At 56.7% G+C, this 17,953-nt stretch carries 12 protein-coding genes and 2 tRNA genes; 7 read left to right on the forward strand and 7 right to left on the reverse strand.

Going from position 1 to position 17,953, the window contains the following annotated elements:
• Positions 1-35 precede the first annotated feature (35 nt).
• Positions 36-986 carry an HTH-type transcriptional regulator Cbl gene (gene cbl, locus ACQG11_RS01020; protein WP_003859532.1) on the reverse strand — a complete coding sequence of 317 codons (951 nt, stop codon included), beginning with the start codon at positions 984-986 and terminating at the stop codon, positions 36-38.
• A gap of 96 nt (positions 987-1,082) precedes the next feature.
• Positions 1,083-2,000 (reverse strand): nitrogen assimilation transcriptional regulator NAC, encoded by a 918-nt coding sequence (gene nac / locus ACQG11_RS01025; protein WP_022648585.1) that lies wholly within the window; start codon positions 1,998-2,000, stop codon positions 1,083-1,085.
• Between the two features lie 320 nt (positions 2,001-2,320).
• Here nac and ACQG11_RS01030 point away from each other — a divergent pair.
• Positions 2,321-2,396, forward strand: a tRNA-Asn gene (locus ACQG11_RS01030).
• Positions 2,397-2,479: 83 nt separating this feature from the next.
• Here the strand turns inward: ACQG11_RS01030 and ldtA are convergent.
• The 3 genes from ldtA to ACQG11_RS01045 form a co-directional block, all read right to left on the reverse strand.
• Positions 2,480-3,412, reverse strand: coding sequence for a L,D-transpeptidase (ldtA, locus tag ACQG11_RS01035; protein WP_032671311.1), 933 nt, complete (start codon positions 3,410-3,412; stop codon positions 2,480-2,482).
• Between the two features lie 62 nt (positions 3,413-3,474).
• The gene (locus tag ACQG11_RS01040; protein WP_023300513.1) at positions 3,475-6,168 is read right to left on the reverse strand and encodes a cation-transporting P-type ATPase; all 2,694 of its coding nucleotides are present in this window, start codon (positions 6,166-6,168) and stop codon (positions 3,475-3,477) included.
• A gap of 47 nt (positions 6,169-6,215) precedes the next feature.
• Positions 6,216-6,647 (reverse strand): universal stress protein, encoded by a 432-nt coding sequence (locus ACQG11_RS01045; protein WP_023300514.1) that lies wholly within the window; start codon positions 6,645-6,647, stop codon positions 6,216-6,218.
• 472 nt (positions 6,648-7,119) lie between these two features.
• On the opposite strand from ACQG11_RS01045, the gene ACQG11_RS01050 reads away from it, so the two are divergent.
• From ACQG11_RS01050 to ACQG11_RS01060, 3 genes are read left to right on the forward strand one after another with little or no spacing between them, the layout of a single operon-like run.
• Positions 7,120-8,205: an efflux RND transporter periplasmic adaptor subunit gene (locus ACQG11_RS01050; RefSeq protein ID WP_426728101.1), complete on the forward strand. Its 1,086-nt coding sequence runs from the start codon at positions 7,120-7,122 to the stop codon at positions 8,203-8,205.
• Entirely contained in the window at positions 8,205-11,267 is a 3,063-nt protein-coding gene (locus ACQG11_RS01055; RefSeq protein WP_046619215.1) for an efflux RND transporter permease subunit, read from the forward strand. Before ACQG11_RS01050 ends, ACQG11_RS01055 begins: the two co-directional genes overlap by 1 nt.
• 38 nt (positions 11,268-11,305) lie before the next feature.
• The gene (locus ACQG11_RS01060) at positions 11,306-12,229 is read left to right on the forward strand and encodes an acyltransferase (protein ID WP_160863192.1); all 924 of its coding nucleotides are present in this window, start codon (positions 11,306-11,308) and stop codon (positions 12,227-12,229) included.
• Here ACQG11_RS01060 and pagP read toward each other — a convergent pair.
• The gene (pagP, locus tag ACQG11_RS01065; protein ID WP_023300518.1) at positions 12,226-12,801 is read right to left on the reverse strand and encodes a lipid IV(A) palmitoyltransferase PagP; all 576 of its coding nucleotides are present in this window, start codon (positions 12,799-12,801) and stop codon (positions 12,226-12,228) included. The genes ACQG11_RS01060 and pagP overlap by 4 nt on opposite strands.
• Positions 12,802-13,057: 256 nt before the next feature.
• Between pagP and shiA the strand changes: the two genes are divergently transcribed.
• From shiA to ACQG11_RS01080, 3 genes are all read left to right on the forward strand, one after another.
• On the forward strand, positions 13,058-14,374 hold the full coding sequence (gene shiA, locus ACQG11_RS01070) for a shikimate transporter (protein WP_063147748.1): 1,317 nt from the start codon (positions 13,058-13,060) through the stop codon (positions 14,372-14,374).
• Between the two features lie 76 nt (positions 14,375-14,450).
• On the forward strand, positions 14,451-15,905 hold the full coding sequence (locus tag ACQG11_RS01075; RefSeq protein ID WP_022648595.1) for an AMP nucleosidase: 1,455 nt from the start codon (positions 14,451-14,453) through the stop codon (positions 15,903-15,905).
• Positions 15,906-15,920: 15 nt separating this feature from the next.
• On the forward strand, positions 15,921-17,693 hold the full coding sequence (locus ACQG11_RS01080; protein WP_046619212.1) for an aminopeptidase P family protein: 1,773 nt from the start codon (positions 15,921-15,923) through the stop codon (positions 17,691-17,693).
• A 143-nt stretch (positions 17,694-17,836) separates the two neighbouring features.
• Here the strand turns inward: ACQG11_RS01080 and ACQG11_RS01085 are convergent.
• Positions 17,837-17,912 (reverse strand) — tRNA-Asn (locus tag ACQG11_RS01085).
• Positions 17,913-17,953 lie beyond the last annotated feature (41 nt).

Here is a 17,953-nt window from a genome sequence, read left to right on the forward strand (position 1 = left end):
GGCGGCTGCGCCTTACCCGACCTACTGATTAGCGACTAAATCTGATAATCAATCGCCACCTCTTCCGGTTCCATCACCTGGCGTTTGATCTCATCCACGGACAGCCCTGCATTGCACAACTCGATAAATCGCCACACGTAGTTGCGCTGAAGCTGCCCGCGCTTTAGCCCCAGCCAGACGGTATTCGCGTCGAAAAGATGACGCGTATCCAGGCGCACCAGATTTCCGGCTTCATATTCTCCGCCAGACTGCTCGGCCACCAGGCCAATCCCCAGCCCTAACTCGACGTAGGTTTTGATCACGTCGGAATCCTGCGCGCTCAGCACCACGTCCGGTGTGAGCCCTTTACGCTTGAACGCTTCATCAATGCGCGAGCGTCCGGTAATGCCCTGCCGGTAGGTAATCAGCGGCCATTTGACGATCTCTTCCAGCGTCAAGGGCGAAACCTGATTCAGGGGGTGATCGGCGGGTAACAGCAGGCTGTGATGCCAGCGGAACCACGGGAACGCCACCAGCAGCGGGTCGTTGCTCAGCCGTTCACTGGCGATACCAATATCTGCCCCACCGTTATGCAGCAGCACTTCGATTTCCTGCGGCGTGCCCTGGATCAGTTCCAAACGTACATCCGGGAAGATCTCACGAAATGCTTTGATAACGGTCGGAAGACTGTAGCGCGCCTGCGTATGGGTGGTGGCGATTGTCAGCACACCTGACGCGTCGTTGGTAAAGAGATCTGCCAGCCGACGAACGTTGCTGGCCTCATTGAGAATGCGCTCAGCGATGGTCAGCAATGCCTTGCCTGGCTCCGTCATGCCCAGCAGGCGCTTGCCGCGACGGATAAAAATCTCAATGCCTAACTCCTCCTCAAGCTCGCGGATATGTCGGCTGACACCCGACTGAGAGGTGTAAAGCATGTTAGCGACCTCGGTCAGGTTGTAATCCCGCCTGGCCGCCTCACGAATAATTTTAAGTTGCTGGAAATTCACGATTCACTCCGGCGCATCTGACATAAGGCTATTGTTAGAGTCAGCCGGGCTGGAGAACAAATAATAAAAACCAGCATCTTATGCTTATTTGGAATATCAGCTGACCAGTTGCAGCTCGCGATTTTCCAGCGACGGCTTACTGACCAGAGACATCAGGATCTCTTTCACCGCCTGCGCCTGCGGTGACAGGGAGCCGCGCGCGGACATATTCAACGACAGCGGTAAGCTCATGGATGGCGTGGTGATGCGGGCCATCCAGCCATTCGCCGCGCTGCACAGTGAACGTGCGGCAGACTCGGGCAGTACCGTTACCCCCATGCCGCTGGCAATGGCGGCAGTCAGCGTGGAGATGGAATCAATCTCCCCGATAATCTTCGCCGTCAGACGGCGCAGCGAGAACGCTTCGTCAACGCGAACGCGCACGGCGCTGTAGTCGCGCGGCAGGAACAGGTTCATCTCTGCCACGGCGGTTAAATCAATGCTCTGGCCGGGGCAATCACGGGTCCCGACCAGATAAAGATCTTCCTTAAGCAGCGGCTGGCTGGTGATCCCGGCAACCGGTGAGCGATCGTACAGCACCGCCATATCCAGCTGACCGTTGAGCAGTTTGTCATTGAGCACGGAACCACTGTTCTCATGCAGATAAACCAGCACTTCCGGTAGCTCCGCGCGCACCGCCTGAAGCAGCGGCATGGTTACCGACGATGCGGCCGTTCCCGGTGCCAGGCCGATGGAGACATTCCCGCTCAGGGTCTGACCTACGTTGTGCACGGCCAGTTGCGCCTGTTCGCACTGACGCAGGATCGTACGGGCATGGGTATATAAAATTTTTCCCGCTTCGGTAGGCGTTACGCCGCGCTTGGTGCGGATCAACAGTTGCTGGTCCATTTCGCCTTCCAGAGTCGCGACCTGCTGGCTCAGCGCAGGCTGCGCGATATGCAGCACTTCAGCCGCCTGGGTCAGGCTGCCGATATCGACGATTTTTACGAAGTATTTCAGTCGTCTTAAGTTCATGTTGCCCCCTGTTCGAAAATAGCGTGCCGGTAACGGCTGTGTTGTTAAACAGGTTTTGCAATATGGATGCCAGGTTTTGGCAGCGAATAAATATCTTTGCTAAGCGGCTGAAAATAAGGAAAGCCAATCGCTGGTGCCTGTTTTCAGACAGTGACAACGGATTCCGATCTGCCCCATTCGGGGTATATCTGCACAATAATGGTGCATTCCGTTGGCAAAAACGTCAGTTTGCTGTTTTTGTCAGCAAACAGTCTAAAGTCGGCGATCCATCCTTTGACAAGGCGTACGCAGGTCGATAATATGCGCCCCGTTCACACGATTCCTCTGTAGTTCAGTCGGTAGAACGGCGGACTGTTAATCCGTATGTCACTGGTTCGAGTCCAGTCAGAGGAGCCAAATTTGAAAAGCCTGCTTTTAAAGCAGGCTTTTTGCTTTTCTGCGTTTGGTACGTTTGTCGGGTGACGCTCCGCTTATCCGACCTACGGTCCTGTAGGCCCGGAAAGCGCAACGCCACCGGGCATTGCAAGCCTCACCGGCATCCCCGACCGCCGTTCCAGCTCAGCGCCCGCCCCTTCACTTATCAGCTGCGTCCTTTGCGCGGCCGAAATGGGCAGCGGCACTTTTCGGGTTGATTCAAATTCCGCGCGATTGCGTGAAAGCGGCTCGTGAACCTCTACCCAGCGGCTACCATCCGGCTCGGTGGTCACTTTTACGGGCTGATCGATAAGCTGTACCCGCGTCCCCACCGAAACGTTATCGAACAGGTATTTGATATCGTTATTACGCAGGCGAATGCAGCCCTGGCTGACGCGCAGGCCAATGCCGAAATTTGAGTTGGTACCGTGGATCGCGTACAGCCTGCCGATATAAAGGGCATACAGCCCCATCGGGTTATCCGGCCCGGCGGGCACGAACGCGGGCAACGTTTTCCCCTCCTTCGCGTAAGCACGTCGCGTATTTGGCGTGGGTGACCAGGTTGGGCCTTCCTGTTTGCGCTCAACGGCGGTTACCCAGTTACGCGGCGTTTCGCGCCCGGCCTGACCAATGCCAATAGGCAGCACCTCAACCGTGTTGCTGCCGGGTGGATAATAGTAAAGACGCATTTCCGCGACGTTCACCACAATCCCTTCACGCACGGTTGGCGGCAGAATAAGCTGCTGCGGCACCACCAGCGCTGTACCGGCACGTGGTAAAAACGGATCTACCCCCGGGTTAGCTTCCAGCATATTGCTTAACCCTTGCCCGTGCTGCGCTGCAAACGCTTCGAGCGGCAGGGTATTGCCTTCAGGTACGGTGACAGTTATCGGCGCTCCCACCAGGCGGCTCCCCTCGGGAGGGAGTGGGTAGGTTACAGCAGATGCAGCGGGAACCAGTATACAAAGCGTAAAAACGAACGCGGCAAATCGAATCATAGTGTTCTGTACTCGGTCAAAGAGAAAGCCTGCCGGTGGGCAGGCTTAGCCTACTCATTCAGTTAACCTTTCGTCGTGCGCCATCTCCGGGTAAGGACTTTTTCCGCTTCCACAATCATGAACATTGCGAACCCGATCAGGAAGGTAATGATCCAGTAGCGGAACGGCAGCGCTTCGGTACCGAACAACATCTGCATAAATGGCGCATAGACGATCAGAAGCTGAAGGGCCAGAAGTACGCCGCTCACGATCCATATGCCCTTGTTAGCCAGCAGACCTTTACTCAGGGAGAAGCCGTCGGTGACGCGGCAGTTGAGCATGTAAAACCACTGGGCAGTGACCAGCGTTTGCAGCAACACGGTGCGGATGAACTCCGCCGAGTAACCGCGCGGTTGCAGCCAGGCCTCCAGCACAAAGGCGCTGATGGCAATCATCAGGCCGACAAACACCACGCGCCAGATGGCGTAACCGTCCATCACGTGCAGGTTAGACTTACGCGGCGGCCGGTTCATGATGTCCTTCTCACCCGCTTCAAACGCCAGACCAAACGACAGCGTTGCCGAGGTTGCCATGTTCATCCACAGGATCAGTACCGGTGTTAACGGGATAAGGTTCCCCGCCAGCAGGGCAATAATGATCAGCAGGGCCTGGGCGATGTTGCTCGGGATAACGAACAGAATGGTCTTTTTCAGGTTGTCGTAGACCCGACGCCCTTCATGGACCGCCCGGGCAATGGTGGCAAAATTATCATCCGTTAACACCATATCGGCGGCTTCTTTGGTGACTTCAGTACCTTTGATCCCCATCGCGATGCCGACATCCGCCCGCTTCAGCGCAGGCGCATCGTTCACGCCGTCCCCGGTCATCCCGACCACTTCCTGCTTACTTTGCAGCGCCTGCACCAGACGGAATTTATCTTCCGGGCTGGTTCGGGCAAAGATATCGTATTTTTGCGCCGCCTCGCTCAGCTGGTGGTCGTCCATCGCCTCCAGTTCGCGCCCGGTAATGGCGCTCGCCGCGTTGCCAATACCCAGCATCTGACCAATGCTCATCGCCGTTTGTGGATGATCCCCGGTAATCATTTTCACGCGAATGCCCGCCTGCAAGCAGTCGGCAATGGCCGAAATGGCTTCCGGGCGCGGGGGATCCATCATGCCCGCAATGCCGAGCAGTATGACCCCCTCTTGCAGATCCGCATGCGTCAGCTCGCGCTGCCCGCTGGCGGCCGGTTTCCAGGCCGCAGCCACCATGCGCAATCCTTCGCGCGCATACTCTTCAATCTTCTCTTCCCAATAGTGCAGGTTGAACGGCTCCAGCCCGTTTTGAGTCTGCTGGTGCTGGCAAAGACGGAAAAGGACGTCCGGCGCACCGGTGATTAACATCACCTCTTCGTCGCCCAGGCGATAAAGGGTGGACATGTATTTATATTGCGAATCGAATGGGATTTTACTGCGCAATTCGGCGTCAATTGCCGGAAGCGGGATTTTTGCCGCCAGCACCTTCAGCGCGCCTTCGGTAGGCCCGCCGGTGATTTTCCACAGCCCCTGCTCATCTTTGATCAGCTGGCTGTCATTACAGAGATCGACGGTGCGCAGATAGCGCTCCAGCACAGACCCCTGGGTCACGGTTACCGGTGTTGGATCGTCAACAGGGTGAATATTGCCCACCGGCTCGTAGCTGTCTCCCTCCACGCGGTAGGTGGTGTCCGCGGTAATCACCGCTTTTACCGTCATCTCATTCATGGTCAGGGTGCCGGTTTTATCCGAGCAGATCACCGTCATCGCCCCTAGCGTTTCCACGGTAGGCAGCTTGCGAATAATCGCCTTGCGACGCGCCATCGCCTGCACGCCCAGCGAGAGGATGATAGAGATAATGGCCGGTAAACCTTCCGGCACCGCCGCCACCGCAAGGCTAATCAGCGACAGCACCAGCTCTGATACGGGCATATCACGGAAGATAAGACTGAAAACGAACAGCGCCAGCATCATCACCAGAATGGTGATAAAAATGGTCTTGCCGAGCTTGTCCATTTGCACCATCAACGGGGTACGGTGTTTTTCAATGTCCGACATCATCTGGTTGATATGGCCGAGTTCGGTCTCCCCCCCGGTCGCCACCACCAGCCCTTTTCCCCCGCCGGAGCTGACGGTGGTGCCAGAATAAAGCAGGTTGTAACGGTCGCCTAACGGCAACTCCCCGTGGAGCGCATCGCTGCTTTTCTCCACTACCGTGGATTCGCCGGTAAGAATAGCTTCTTCCACCCGCAGGTTGTGCGCCTCTATTACGCGAAGGTCGGCAGGAATGCGATCCCCGGCGCGTATCACCACGATATCTCCCGGCACCAGCGCTGTCGTCGGGATAGTTTCATGGTTGCCCTGCCGGATGACCACAGCCTCGCTGGAGAGCATATTACGAATGCTTTGCAGCGATTTCTCCGCATTGCTCTCCTGAATATGTCCAATCAGGGCGTTGATGATGGCCACCCCAAGAATGACAAACATATCCACCCAGTGTCCCATTATCAGCTTCAGCAGCGCCGCCGCCAGAAGGACGTAAATAAGGACATCGTTGAAATGGGCCAGAAAGCGCAGCCAGCCAGGTTTACCCGGTTTTTGCGGTAAGGCATTTTCACCGTATTTTTCCAGTCTGGCGGTGGCTTCTGCACTGGTAAGTCCGTCCAGGCTGGATTGGATATTTGTCAGGGTTTCATCAACGGTCTGTTGATAATACGGATGGTGAGGCTTTTCTGTTATCATCGTTCCTTCCTCGGGTTCTTTTCAGAAATCACCTTGCTTTCATGTCATTAACGAATAACGAAAACAGGAACATGTGCATAACGAACGATACTCGCCGCCTCTGACCCTAATAAATGGGTTTGAATATTGGGATTGCGCGACCCCACAATAATCGCGCCGACGTTAAGTTCATCCGCCAGTTTGATTACCTCATCACGTATATTCCCGCTGCGAACATGTAGATGGACATTTGCTTCCGGCAGGCTGATTTTTTTTACCAGCGCGGCCAGTTTTTCTTTAGCATTATTAATCATATATTCATCCATCTTTCTCGCGTCTGCAATAAAACCGCGGGTCAGTTCCGCCGAGAACTTTGGCATAACGTACAGCAGATGGACATTACCCGATGCGCTTTGCGCCAGAAATTGGGCATGTTGTAGCGCTTTATCAGACAACGCTGTTTCGTATACATCCACCGGCACCAGAATCGTTTTATACATATCAAGCATCCTTTTTATAACCAACACAACAGTGAGTGAATCAGGAGAGATCGCATCAAACCCATGGGTACAGGCGTGAATGCCTTTTACGGAAAAAAGGAATGGATGCTATTAAACGTAGCACAGGAATATCAGGATGTTATTCAAAGGGGATACGCTATCGTATCGCTTGTTTCGCCTGAGTATGTCACGCCACTAATAATGGTTATTTAACATTTATTTATTCACCGACTATGCTCATAGTCAGACATGCAACACGTTCATTCTCATTATCCCGCGCCACCTTCAACCTCATGGAGGAATGCATGTACGGTTTAAGCCTGATTCGCCTTGGTTTGTTTATTGCGCTTGCCATTATCGCCAGCACAGCAATCGGTTTATTTACCTATGTGGTCGTCTCGGCCCTGGCGGAATAGTGCCACCCCAGCATTGATGACGAAATAAATAAAACAATTATTATCAGGGGAATACTGTGAAGCGCTACCTCTCTCTTCTGCCTGCTGTTTTATTGCTGCTGACGGCGTGCGACCCCAAACCCGACCGCGCCGCGCCCCTGCCAAAAATGGTAAAAGTCGCAGAGGTGGTCAAGGCCGGCAACGCGCAGCAGCGCGTATTTCCCGCGCGTATCGAATCCGGCGACGCCACCGATCTCGCGTTCAAACGTGCCGGGCAGATTGAGACTCTGGACATTCGCCAGGGTGCCGTTGTCAAACAGGGACAACGGCTCGCCAGTCTTAACGATCGCGAAGCCCGGCAGCGTCTGAACGACAGGCAAACGGCGGCGACCCTGGCTCAGCGGCAATTCGACCGCTTCCAGACCCTGGCAGGACGCCAGGCCGTGTCGAAGGCCGAGATGGATGTCCAGCGCGCAAACCGCGATTCTGCAAACGCCGCGCTACAGATTGCTCGCGAGGAATTAAGCCAGATGACGCTCGTCGCCCCCTTTAGCGGGACAGCGGCCAGCGTACATGTGCGAAATCATCAGGTCGTCTCAGCCGGCCAGCCCGTCGTCACCCTGACCCGTACCGACCTGCTGGACGTGGTGTTCAGCCTTCCAGAGAACCTGTTTAACACCTTCGATATCCGCAATGCGCAGTACAGACCGGTAGTGAGGATCAACGCCCTGCCCGGTCGCGAGTTTACCGCTGTGTACAAAGAGCACTCAGGCAGTAGCGACAGCAACACATTGACCTGGCAGGTGATTTTAACCATGCCCCGCCCGGATGATTTTCCCGTCGTGGGCGGCGTAAGCGGAACGGTCACCATCAATTTAACCAACCTACCGGCGGGCGTGGGCAATGAGTCGCTGGTGGTGCCAGTTGAAGCGGTCTTTAACCCGGATAACCGCCCGCGCAATGAGCCACACGTCTGGGTGGTGACGGGCGAAGGCGATACGTTGCACCTGGAAGATCGTAAGGTCAGCGTCGGGCAAGTCAGCGCTGAGGGGGTCGTCATCGTCGGTGGGCTTAAGGCGGGTGAACGCGTGGTGGCCGCAGGCGTTGGGGAGTTACATCCCAACCAGCCGGTACGTATCTGGACGCGTGAACGGGGACTGTAATGGATATCTCTCGTCAGTTTATCAGCAACCCGGTTCGCGTCTGGCTGACTATTCTGCTACTGGGCGTAGGTGGCATTATTGCCCTGTTGAACATCGGCAGACTGGAAGATCCGGCGTTTACCATCAAAACGGCGGTGGTAATCACCCATTATCCGGGCGCGTCGGCGCAGCAGGTTGAGGAAGAGGTCACCCTGCCACTGGAAAACGCGCTTCAGCAGTTACCTTACCTGGATAACGTCAGCTCCATCTCCTCCAGCGGCCTGTCGCAGATCACGGTCAATATAGCCTCGCGCTACCACTCAAATGCGCTGCCGCAAATCTGGGATGAACTGCGTCGCCGGGTGGGAGATGCCGCCCGACAGTTTCCACCGGGGGTAGTGACCCCGTTTGTGAATGACGATTTTGGCGATGTGTTCGGCTTTTTCTTTGCCATTTCCGGCGATGAATTCAGCAATCCGGAACTGGTCCGGTATGCCGAGCAGCTGCGCCGGGAGTTGGTCCTCGTGCCGGGCGTGGGCAAAGTGGCCATCGGCGGAGCCCTCACCCAGCAGATTAACGTGGACATTTCTCTGAGCAAAATGGCCGCGCGCGGGATAACGCTTAACCAGCTTTCTGCCCAGCTCAGCAGGCTGAACGTGGTTTCCAGCGCGGGAGAGATCCCCTCCGGTACTGAGTCAATTCGTCTGCATCCTACAGGTGAATTCGAAAGTATTGACGAGCTGGCCGATCTCATAGTGACCCCGCCCGGCGTTGGGGCGGCTACCCGTTTACGGGATATTGCCACCCTGTCACGCGGGCTGGATGCGTCCCCTGCCAGCATCTACCATGCCAACGGCAGAAAAGCCGTCACCATGGGCGTCTCCTTTATCCCCGGCGTTAATGTGATCGACGTGGGACATGCCCTGGAGGCGAAGCTTGAGCAGATGTCAGCCGAGAAACCGGCAGGTATCCATATCGACCTGTTTTACGATCAGGCGGCGGAGGTCGGGCATTCCGTCAACGGATTTATCATTAATTTCCTGATGGCGCTGGCGATTGTCGTCGGTGTGTTGCTGATCTTTATGGGCTTACGCAGCGGGCTCATTATCGCCTTTTCCCTCGCGCTCAACGTGCTGGGCACGCTGCTGATCATGTATCTCTGGGGCATAGAACTACAGCGTATTTCACTGGGGGCGCTGATCATCGCCCTCAGTATGCTGGTCGATAACGCCATCGTGGTTGTCGAAGGGGTACTGATAGCCCGGCAGCAGGGCTCGCCCCTGCTTAACGCCATTAACGCGATTATTCGCCGCTCTGCGCTGCCGCTGCTGGGTGCGACGGTCATCGCCATCCTGGCTTTTGCGCCCGTCGGGCTGTCACAGGATTCCACCGGCGAATACTGTAAGTCGCTGTTTCAGGTGCTGTTGATTTCGCTGATGCTGAGCTGGTTCTCAGCCCTCACCATTACGCCGGTGCTGATTAAATGGTGGCTGTTTAAACATGACGCTGCACCGCCAGACGCCGACGAAACGGATCCCTACGACAAACGCATCTATCGGATCTACCGGGGTTTGCTCAATGCACTGTTACGGCGTAAAGCGCCAACGCTGATGGTGATGGCCGCACTGCTGGCTGCCGCCATCTGGGGCTTTGGCTCGGTGCGGCAGAACTTCTTCCCCTCATCCAGTACGCCAATTTTCTTTGTCGATCTCTGGCTCCCTTACGGGACCGACATTAACTGGACTGAGAAGATGACCGGCGATATCGAGAAAACCATTAACGGCCAGCCTGGTGTGGAAACTACGGTCTCGACGATTGGTCAGGGAAGTATGCGATTTATTTTGACCTACAGCGGACAGCGGCAGTACAGCAACTATGCACAAATCATGGTGAGAATGGACGACCAGCGTAACATCCCCGCCCTGACCCGCCACGTTGATGAGTACATCGCACGGAACTACCCGCAGGTTAATGCCAGCACGAAACGGGTGATGTTTGGCCCCTCCGGTGACAGCGCCATTGAAATACGTATTAAGGGCCCCGATCCGGACAGGCTGCGTCTGATCGCCAGCCAGGTAGACAGTATTCTTACGCGCGATCCGGCGACGGACAGCGTCAGGAACGACTGGCAAAACCGCAGCAAAGTGATCCGCCCGCAGTACGTCACCGCGCTGGGACGTGAGCTTGGCGTGGATAAGCAGGACGTCGATAACGCCCTGGAGATGAATTTCTCCGGCAGCCGGGCGGGACTGTACAGAGAAGGAAGCGACCTGTTACCCGTGGTGGTGCGCCCGCCGGAAAGTGAACGGCTGGACGCCAATCACCTGAATAACGTCCTGGTCTGGAGCCAGACCCGGCAGCAGTATATTCCGCTGAGCAACGTCGTCAGCGGCTTCGCGCTGGAGTGGGAAGATCCGCTGATCCTGCGTCGCGACCGCTCGCGCGTGCTGACCGTGCAGACCGACCCTGACCCGCTAAGCCAGCAAACGTCCGGCGATATTCTCGCCCGCGTGAAGCCGCAAATAGATGCCCTGCCTCTGCCTCACGGCTACAGCATTGAATGGGGCGGGGACGCGGAGAACTCCAGCGAAGCGCAGCAGGGGCTATTTACCACGCTGCCGCTCGGGTATCTGGTGATGTTTGTGATCACGGTGCTGATGTTCAGTTCGGTAAAAAACGCCGTCGCTATCTGGCTGACCGTGCCGCTGGCGTTGATCGGCGTTACGCCCGGTTTTTTACTTACCGGGATCCCCTTTGGCTTTATGGCACTGATTGGCCTGCTGAGCCTGAGCGGGATGCTGATCCGCAACGGCATTGTGCTGGTGGAAGAGATAGAGCAGCAGAAAGCGCAGCAGGATCAGCACAGTGCGATCGTTTACGCCGCCACGTCGCGCCTGCGTCCCATCCTGCTCACCGCCTTTACGACCGTGCTTGGCCTCGCCCCCCTGCTGCTGGATGTGTTCTTCCAGAGCATGGCCGTTGTGATTATGTTTGGGCTTGGGTTTGCTACAATCCTGACGCTGCTGGTACTCCCCGTAATTTACGCGTGTTTTCATCGTAAGGACGAAGCTGAACAACAATGAATGCGACAGGGCTGAACATCATCAAGACGCTGGGCTGTATGACGGCGGTCACCTTCTTCACCATCTACAACACCTGGGACCATTACGATTATGACTATCACTGGATCCTCGGTTTTTTAACCTTCATTTCGACCATCGCCACGCCGTTGTTTTTTGTGGTTGCAGGGTATCTGGATGGGCAATCCCGACACGGCACGCGCTGGCAGCTGGATAAGATCAAAAGCCTGGTGATCGTCTTTCTGTTCTGGGTAACCATTTACTACCTGTGGGAGCCCTATCAGCGCGGATATCTGATCCAGCCCTGGTTCGTGTTCGCATTTGTCGTGATTTACACTTTTCATCCGGCGGTGGAGTGGCTCAGCCAGCGGCGAACACTGTTTTGCGGGGTGATTGTCACCCTGCTGCTTTTCTCATACGGGTACGATTTGCTGTCAGCCCTCTATCCTGATGTCCACGTGCTTTCATTGTCGCCGCAGTATCGCCTGTGGACGTGGCTGCTGTTTTATCTGACGGGGCAGCTCTTTTGCGATCCGCAGATTGCGGCGTGGATCGGCCGCAAAAATGTGGTCAGGGCAGCGGTGATTGCCATACCGTTTATCTATCTCTTCACGTGGTTTTACGAACGGCATTTCTTTTTTGCGCTATTTAAAGCGGACAGAAACGCCTTTATCCTCACCGGATCGCAAATCTACATCCTGATTATTGCCCTGGTGATTGCGGCCAACGGCGTACGTTTTCGCCGCAATGCGGAGTTTAAAGAGTCCGTGCTGGCCGCCATTAGCAAAACGATGACCGGGGTCTATATCATGCACTACTCGGTGTTTCACCTGCTGACGGCGCTCATTCCGGTAACGTCCCTGAGCACCAAACTTGCTCTGATTGTGCTCACCTTTGTTACGTCGGTCCTGTTTTCGCTGCTGATTCTGTCCAACGCAGTGGCCAAAAAAGTGATCACCCTTTAAAAGCCCAGGCGCAGCCAGGCAAACAGCACGTTGCCGTTGTTGTAGGTTCCGGGAATATAGGTGAACTGGACGGTGACGCGCTTATATCCGGCAGAGAAAAGCGGGAAGATAAACGGCAGCGGGACATAGTTAGCAAAGTCGTCGCGCGCGGTGATCCCCGCGGCGGCTCCCAGACCCAGACGGAAATCTTTTGCGTTATCCAGATACCAGCCCTTTTCCCAGCCGTAGCCCATCGCGGGCTGCCACTCGTTATGTGAATCTTTAAACATCATGGCAAAGAGTGCGCTCCAGTTGCCCTCGTCGTTGTAGCGAGAAACGCCCAGTCCGCCGCCCCACGGCATTTCGTTGTAGTTATCTGTTTTCTCTTTGTCATACATAAAGCGGGCATGCCAGCTCAGAAACGGCAGGTAGAGATCGTAACGATCTGGCTGCTCCCAGGTCTGGGAAATATCGTCTGTTACCGCATCCCACCAGCGGTGGATGCGCTGTTCGCCGTAGACTTTTGGCTCCGCATGCAGCGGCGAAGCCACCAAAAACAGGACTACCCAGAGTGCAGGAAAGAGGCGTTGCATCGTTATTCCCTCAGCTTACGTCACACAGCGATCATTATTACTGTAAACCATTCAGCCCTAACCGGAGCCAAACAGGCTGATTTATATTGGGACCCGATAAGATGAAATTTATTGATTCTGCGCTTTCAGGAAAGATAAAAACGTTTTCTCAGGCCGTCTGTCGCGGTAGTCTCATACGTTCCGTCAATATGACGGCTGCAACGTGAGTGACCTTTTCTTATACCAATAATTAAAAATCAGTACAGACAGGACAACTATGGACTCCACCCTCATCTCCGCTCGCCGCAACGAGGAGACACCTTCGCTTAACCGCGCCCGCCGCGCCGCTTTAGGTAGCTTCGCAGGCGCCGTCGTCGACTGGTATGACTTTCTGCTCTACGGTATTACCGCTGCGCTGGTCTTTAACCGTGAATTCTTTCCTCAGATCAGCCCCGCCATGGGCACGCTTGCTGCGTTTGCCACCTTCGGCGTCGGTTTTCTGTTTCGTCCGCTGGGCGGGATAATTTTCGGCCACTTCGGCGATCGCCTTGGCCGTAAGCGCATGCTGATGCTCACCGTGTGGATGATGGGCATTGCCACCGCGCTGATCGGTATTTTGCCCTCCTTTGCATCGATTGGCTGGTGGGCCCCGGTGTTGCTGGTGACGCTTCGCGCCATTCAGGGCTTTGCCGTCGGCGGCGAATGGGGCGGCGCGGCACTGCTGTCCGTGGAAAGCGCGCCGAAGAATAAGAAAGCGTTCTACAGCAGCGGCGTGCAGGTAGGTTATGGCGTGGGTCTGCTGCTCTCCACGGGCCTGGTGTCGCTCATAAGCCAGCTCACGACAGACGAGCAGTTTCTGAGCTGGGGCTGGCGTATTCCGTTTATCTTCAGCATTGTGCTGGTCGTGGTGGCCCTGTGGATCCGTAACGGCATGGAAGAGTCGGCTGAGTTTGAGCAACAGAAGCGCGAAAAACCGGTCGCAAAAAAACGGCTGCCGGTGATGGAAGCGCTGGTGCAGCACCCTGGCGCTTTTCTGAAAATTATCGCCCTGCGCCTGTGCGAACTGCTGACGATGTATATCGTCACCGCCTTCGCCCTCAACTACTCCACGCAAAACCTCGGCCTGCCGCGGGAATTGTTCCTGAATATTGGCCTGGTGGTGGGCGGGATCAGCTGCCTGACCATCCCCTGCTTCGCCTGGCTGGCGGATCGCTTTGGTCGTCGACGGGTGTATATCACCGGGGCGCTTATCGGCACACTCAGCGCCTGGCCGTTCTTTATGGCGCTGGAGGCCCAGTCGGTCTTCTGGATTGTCTTCTTCGCGATCATGCTTGCGAACATCGCTCACGATATGGTGGTCTGCGTGCAGCAGCCGATGTTTACCGAGCTGTTTGGCGCAAGCTACCGCTACAGCGGCGCGGGCGTGGGATATCAGGTGGCGAGCGTGGTCGGCGGCGGGTTTACGCCGTTTATCGCCGCCGCGCTGGTGACGTTCTCCGGCGGGAACTGGCACAGCGTGGCGATTTATCTGCTGGCAGGTTGCCTGCTTTCTGCCGCCACCGCCCTGTTGATGAAGGAAACCGCGCACAGCTGATCTCCTCACTTTTGTTTCACAGGCGTGTGACATACTATCGGGTATAGCCGCACACCTGTGGAACAAGGAGACAGACATGAATAATAAGGGCTCCAGCCTGACCCCGGCTCAGGCGCTGGAAAAACTCGACGCGCTGTATGAACAGTCCGTCAATGCACTGCGCAGCGCCATCAGTGACTATATCGAAACAGGGAAACTTCCCGATGAAAAGGCCAGAACCCAGGGCCTTTTTGTTTATCCATCGCTCTCTGTCACCTGGGACGGCAGCGCCAGCAGCAATCCGAAAACCCGCGCCTATGCGCGTTTCACCCACTCCGGCTGTTACAGCACGACCATCACGCGACCTGCGCTGTTCCGCCCCTATCTGGAAGAGCAGCTTACCCTGCTGTATCAGGATTACGGCGCGCATATCAGCGTTGAACCGTCCCTGCACGAGATCCCCTACCCGTACGTGATAGACGGCTCAGCGCTGACGCTGGATCGCTCCATGAGCGCGGGCCTGACCCGCCATTTCCCGACCACTGAGCTGTCGCAGATTGGCGATGAGACGGCGGACGGGATCTATCACCCGGCAGAGTTTTCACCGCTGTCGCACTTTGATGCCCGCCGTGTCGATTTTTCGCTGGCACGCCTGCGCCACTACACCGGCACCCCAGCCGAACATTTCCAGCCGTTCGTACTGTTTACCAACTACACCCGCTATGTAGACGAATTTGTCCGCTGGGGCTGTAGCCAGATCCTTGACCCGGACAGCCCTTACATCGCTCTCTCCTGCGCGGGCGGGATCTGGATCACTGCCGAAACCGAAGCACCGGAAGAGGCCATCTCCGACCTGGCGTGGAAAAAGCACCAGATGCCCGCCTGGCACCTGGTCACCGCCGACGGTCAGGGCATTACGTTGATTAACATCGGCGTTGGCCCGTCGAATGCGAAAACCATCTGCGACCATCTGGCGGTTCTGCGCCCGGACGTCTGGCTGATGATCGGCCACTGCGGCGGCCTGCGTGAAAGCCAGCTGATTGGTGATTATGTCCTCGCCCACGCTTATCTGCGTGACGACCATGTTCTTGACGCGGTTCTGCCGCCGGACATTCCTATCCCGAGTATCGCTGAAGTGCAGCGCGCCCTGTACGACGCCACCAAAGAGGTGAGCGGCATGCCGGGTGAAGAGGTGAAGCAGCGCCTGCGTACCGGTACGGTCGTCACCACCGACGATCGTAACTGGGAGCTTCGCTATTCCGCCTCCGCCCTGCGTTTCAATCTCAGCCGTGCGGTCGCGATCGATATGGAAAGCGCCACCATTGCCGCGCAGGGCTACCGCTTCCGCGTCCCGTACGGCACGCTGCTGTGCGTGTCCGATAAACCGCTGCACGGCGAGATCAAACTGCCGGGTCAGGCGAACCGTTTCTACGAAGGGGCGATCTCAGAGCACCTTCAGATTGGTATTCGCGCCATCGATTTACTGCGTGCAGAGGGCGACAAACTGCATTCCCGTAAGCTGCGCACCTTCAATGAGCCACCGTTTAGGTGATACTAAGGACACAATATGCACACCACATCACCGCTTACGGCCCTGCGCCAGTGGCTACAGGACAATCAGCTCGACGGGATGATTGTGCCGCGCGCCGATGCCTGGCAGAGCGAATCTTGCGCACCGTATGATGCAAAGCTGGCCTGGCTGACGGGCTTTGACGGCTCGGCGGGGCTGGCGCTGGTACTGAAAGACAGAGCGCTGCTGTTTGTTGACGGACGCTATCAGATTCAGGCCCGCGTACAGGTCAATCTCGACGAGGTGGAGATCCACCATCTGCACAACGAGCCGCTGGCCGAGTGGCTGGCGAAAAACGTTGCGGCCGGCACGCGCATCGGCTTTGATGCGCTGCTGATGACCAATGCAGAGTTTACGCGGCTCTCGGCCACGCCGTGCGAACTGGTACCGCTCGCGCGCTCTCCGTTCGATACCCTCTGGGTTGACCGCCCTGCCGCCCCCGCAGGGCTTATCCGCGAGATGCCTGTAGACATCAGCGGCGAAAGCAGCGCCGCCAAACGCCAGCGCGCCGCCGCCGTGCTGGCAGAGCACCGCGCGGATTATCTGGCCGTTACCCTGCCGGACAATATCGCCTGGCTGCTGAACGTGCGGGGCTCAGATATCCCCTTTTGCCCGGTGCCTCTGTCGTTTGCCCTGCTGAGCCGCGAGGGTGCGGTGGAATGGTTTGTGGATGACAGCAAGCTGAATGCGCTGCCGGATGCCGTGCGGAACGCCTTCACGATTGCGCCTCAGGAAGCCTTTATCCCGCGCTGTAGGCAGCTTGCGCAGGGTAAGCGGGTCATGATCGATCCCGATTCCGCACCGGTGGCGTTACGCTTTGCGGTTGAACCTCAGGGGGAAATTATCTGGCAGACCGACCCGATCACCCTGATGAAAGCTACGAAAAACCCGGTGGAGCTGGCGGGCTATCGTGAATGTCATCACCAGGACGGTGCGGCATGGGTGAATTTCCTGGCCTGGCTGAGCCGGGAAGTTCCTCAGCGGGCCGCGTCGGGAATGCCGCTGACCGAGCTTGACGTGCAGGCGAAACAGCTTGCGTTCCGCCTGCAACAGCCTGGCTTTGTCGAGCCGAGTTTCGCCACCATTTCCGCTTCCGCGAGTAACGCGGCGATGTGCCATTACCACTCAAGCGAGGCCAGCAACAAGCCCATCGGCCACGACCACTTTTACCTGAATGATTCCGGGGGGCAGTACCGCAACGGCACCACGGACGCGACGCGTACCCTGGCCTGGGGAAAGGTCGATCCACAGCAGCGTTTGCACTACACCGCAGTGCTTAAAGGCTTCCTGTCGCTGATTACCCTTCAGTTCCCGTCCGGCACTCAGGGGCACCAGCTGGATGCCTTTGCGCGCCGTCCGCTGTGGGAGTTGGGACTGGATTACGACCACGGCACCGGGCATGGCGTAGGGCATCAGCTTCTGATCCACGAGAACCCGCACCGTTTTGCGCAAAAGGTCAACCCGTGGCCGCTGGTGGCGGGCAATATTATGACCATTGAGCCGGGTTACTACCTGGGCGATAGCCACGGTATTCGCATTGAAAACCAGGTGGAGATTGTCGAAAGCCGTCCGGGATTTTGTAAGTTTGCCTCGCTGACGCTGATCCCAATCGATTTAAGCCAGGTGGAGCTGCATCTGTTGAGCGAGTCAGAAAAACAGTGGCTGGATGAGTACCACCAGCAGGTACGAGAGGCGCTTTCACCCCGGGTGGACAGCGATGCGCGGCCGTGGCTGGTGGAGGCAACGGCGCCAATACGTGTGAACCGGTAGTGCGGCTTTTGCCGGGTGGTGGCTTCGCCTTACCCGGCCTACGATTCGATGTTTTTGTAGGTCGGGTAAGCGGAGCGCCACCCGACAATTTTACTGAACGCAGAAAAGCAAAAAGCCTGCTATAAAAGCAGGCTTTTCAAATTTGGCTCCTCTGACTGGACTCGAACCAGTGACATACGGATTAACAGTCCGCCGTTCTACCGACTGAACTACAGAGGAATCGTGTGAACGGGGCGCATATTATCGATGCGCCCTGAGGA

Source organism: Enterobacter cloacae complex sp. 372C4 (assembly GCF_050030615.1).
GTDB lineage: Bacteria > Pseudomonadota > Gammaproteobacteria > Enterobacterales > Enterobacteriaceae > Enterobacter > Enterobacter intestinihominis.

Excerpts from the sequence above, each read along its gene's own strand:
- nac (WP_022648585.1), bottom strand. The coding sequence starts at position 2,000 with ATGAACTTAAGACGACTGAAATACTTCGTAAAAATCGTCGATATCGGC.
- ACQG11_RS01040 (WP_023300513.1), bottom strand. The coding sequence starts at position 6,168 with ATGATAACAGAAAAGCCTCACCATCCGTATTATCAACAGACCGTTGAT.
- ACQG11_RS01055 (WP_046619215.1), top strand. The coding sequence starts at position 8,205 with ATGGATATCTCTCGTCAGTTTATCAGCAACCCGGTTCGCGTCTGGCTG.
- ACQG11_RS01060 (WP_160863192.1), top strand. The coding sequence starts at position 11,306 with ATGACGGCGGTCACCTTCTTCACCATCTACAACACCTGGGACCATTAC.
- ACQG11_RS01080 (WP_046619212.1), top strand. The coding sequence starts at position 15,921 with ATGCACACCACATCACCGCTTACGGCCCTGCGCCAGTGGCTACAGGAC.
- shiA (WP_063147748.1), top strand. The coding sequence starts at position 13,058 with ATGGACTCCACCCTCATCTCCGCTCGCCGCAACGAGGAGACACCTTCG.
- pagP (WP_023300518.1), bottom strand. The coding sequence starts at position 12,801 with ATGCAACGCCTCTTTCCTGCACTCTGGGTAGTCCTGTTTTTGGTGGCT.
- ACQG11_RS01045 (WP_023300514.1), bottom strand. The coding sequence starts at position 6,647 with ATGTATAAAACGATTCTGGTGCCGGTGGATGTATACGAAACAGCGTTG.
- ldtA (WP_032671311.1), bottom strand. The coding sequence starts at position 3,412 with ATGATTCGATTTGCCGCGTTCGTTTTTACGCTTTGTATACTGGTTCCC.
- ACQG11_RS01075 (WP_022648595.1), top strand. The coding sequence starts at position 14,451 with ATGAATAATAAGGGCTCCAGCCTGACCCCGGCTCAGGCGCTGGAAAAA.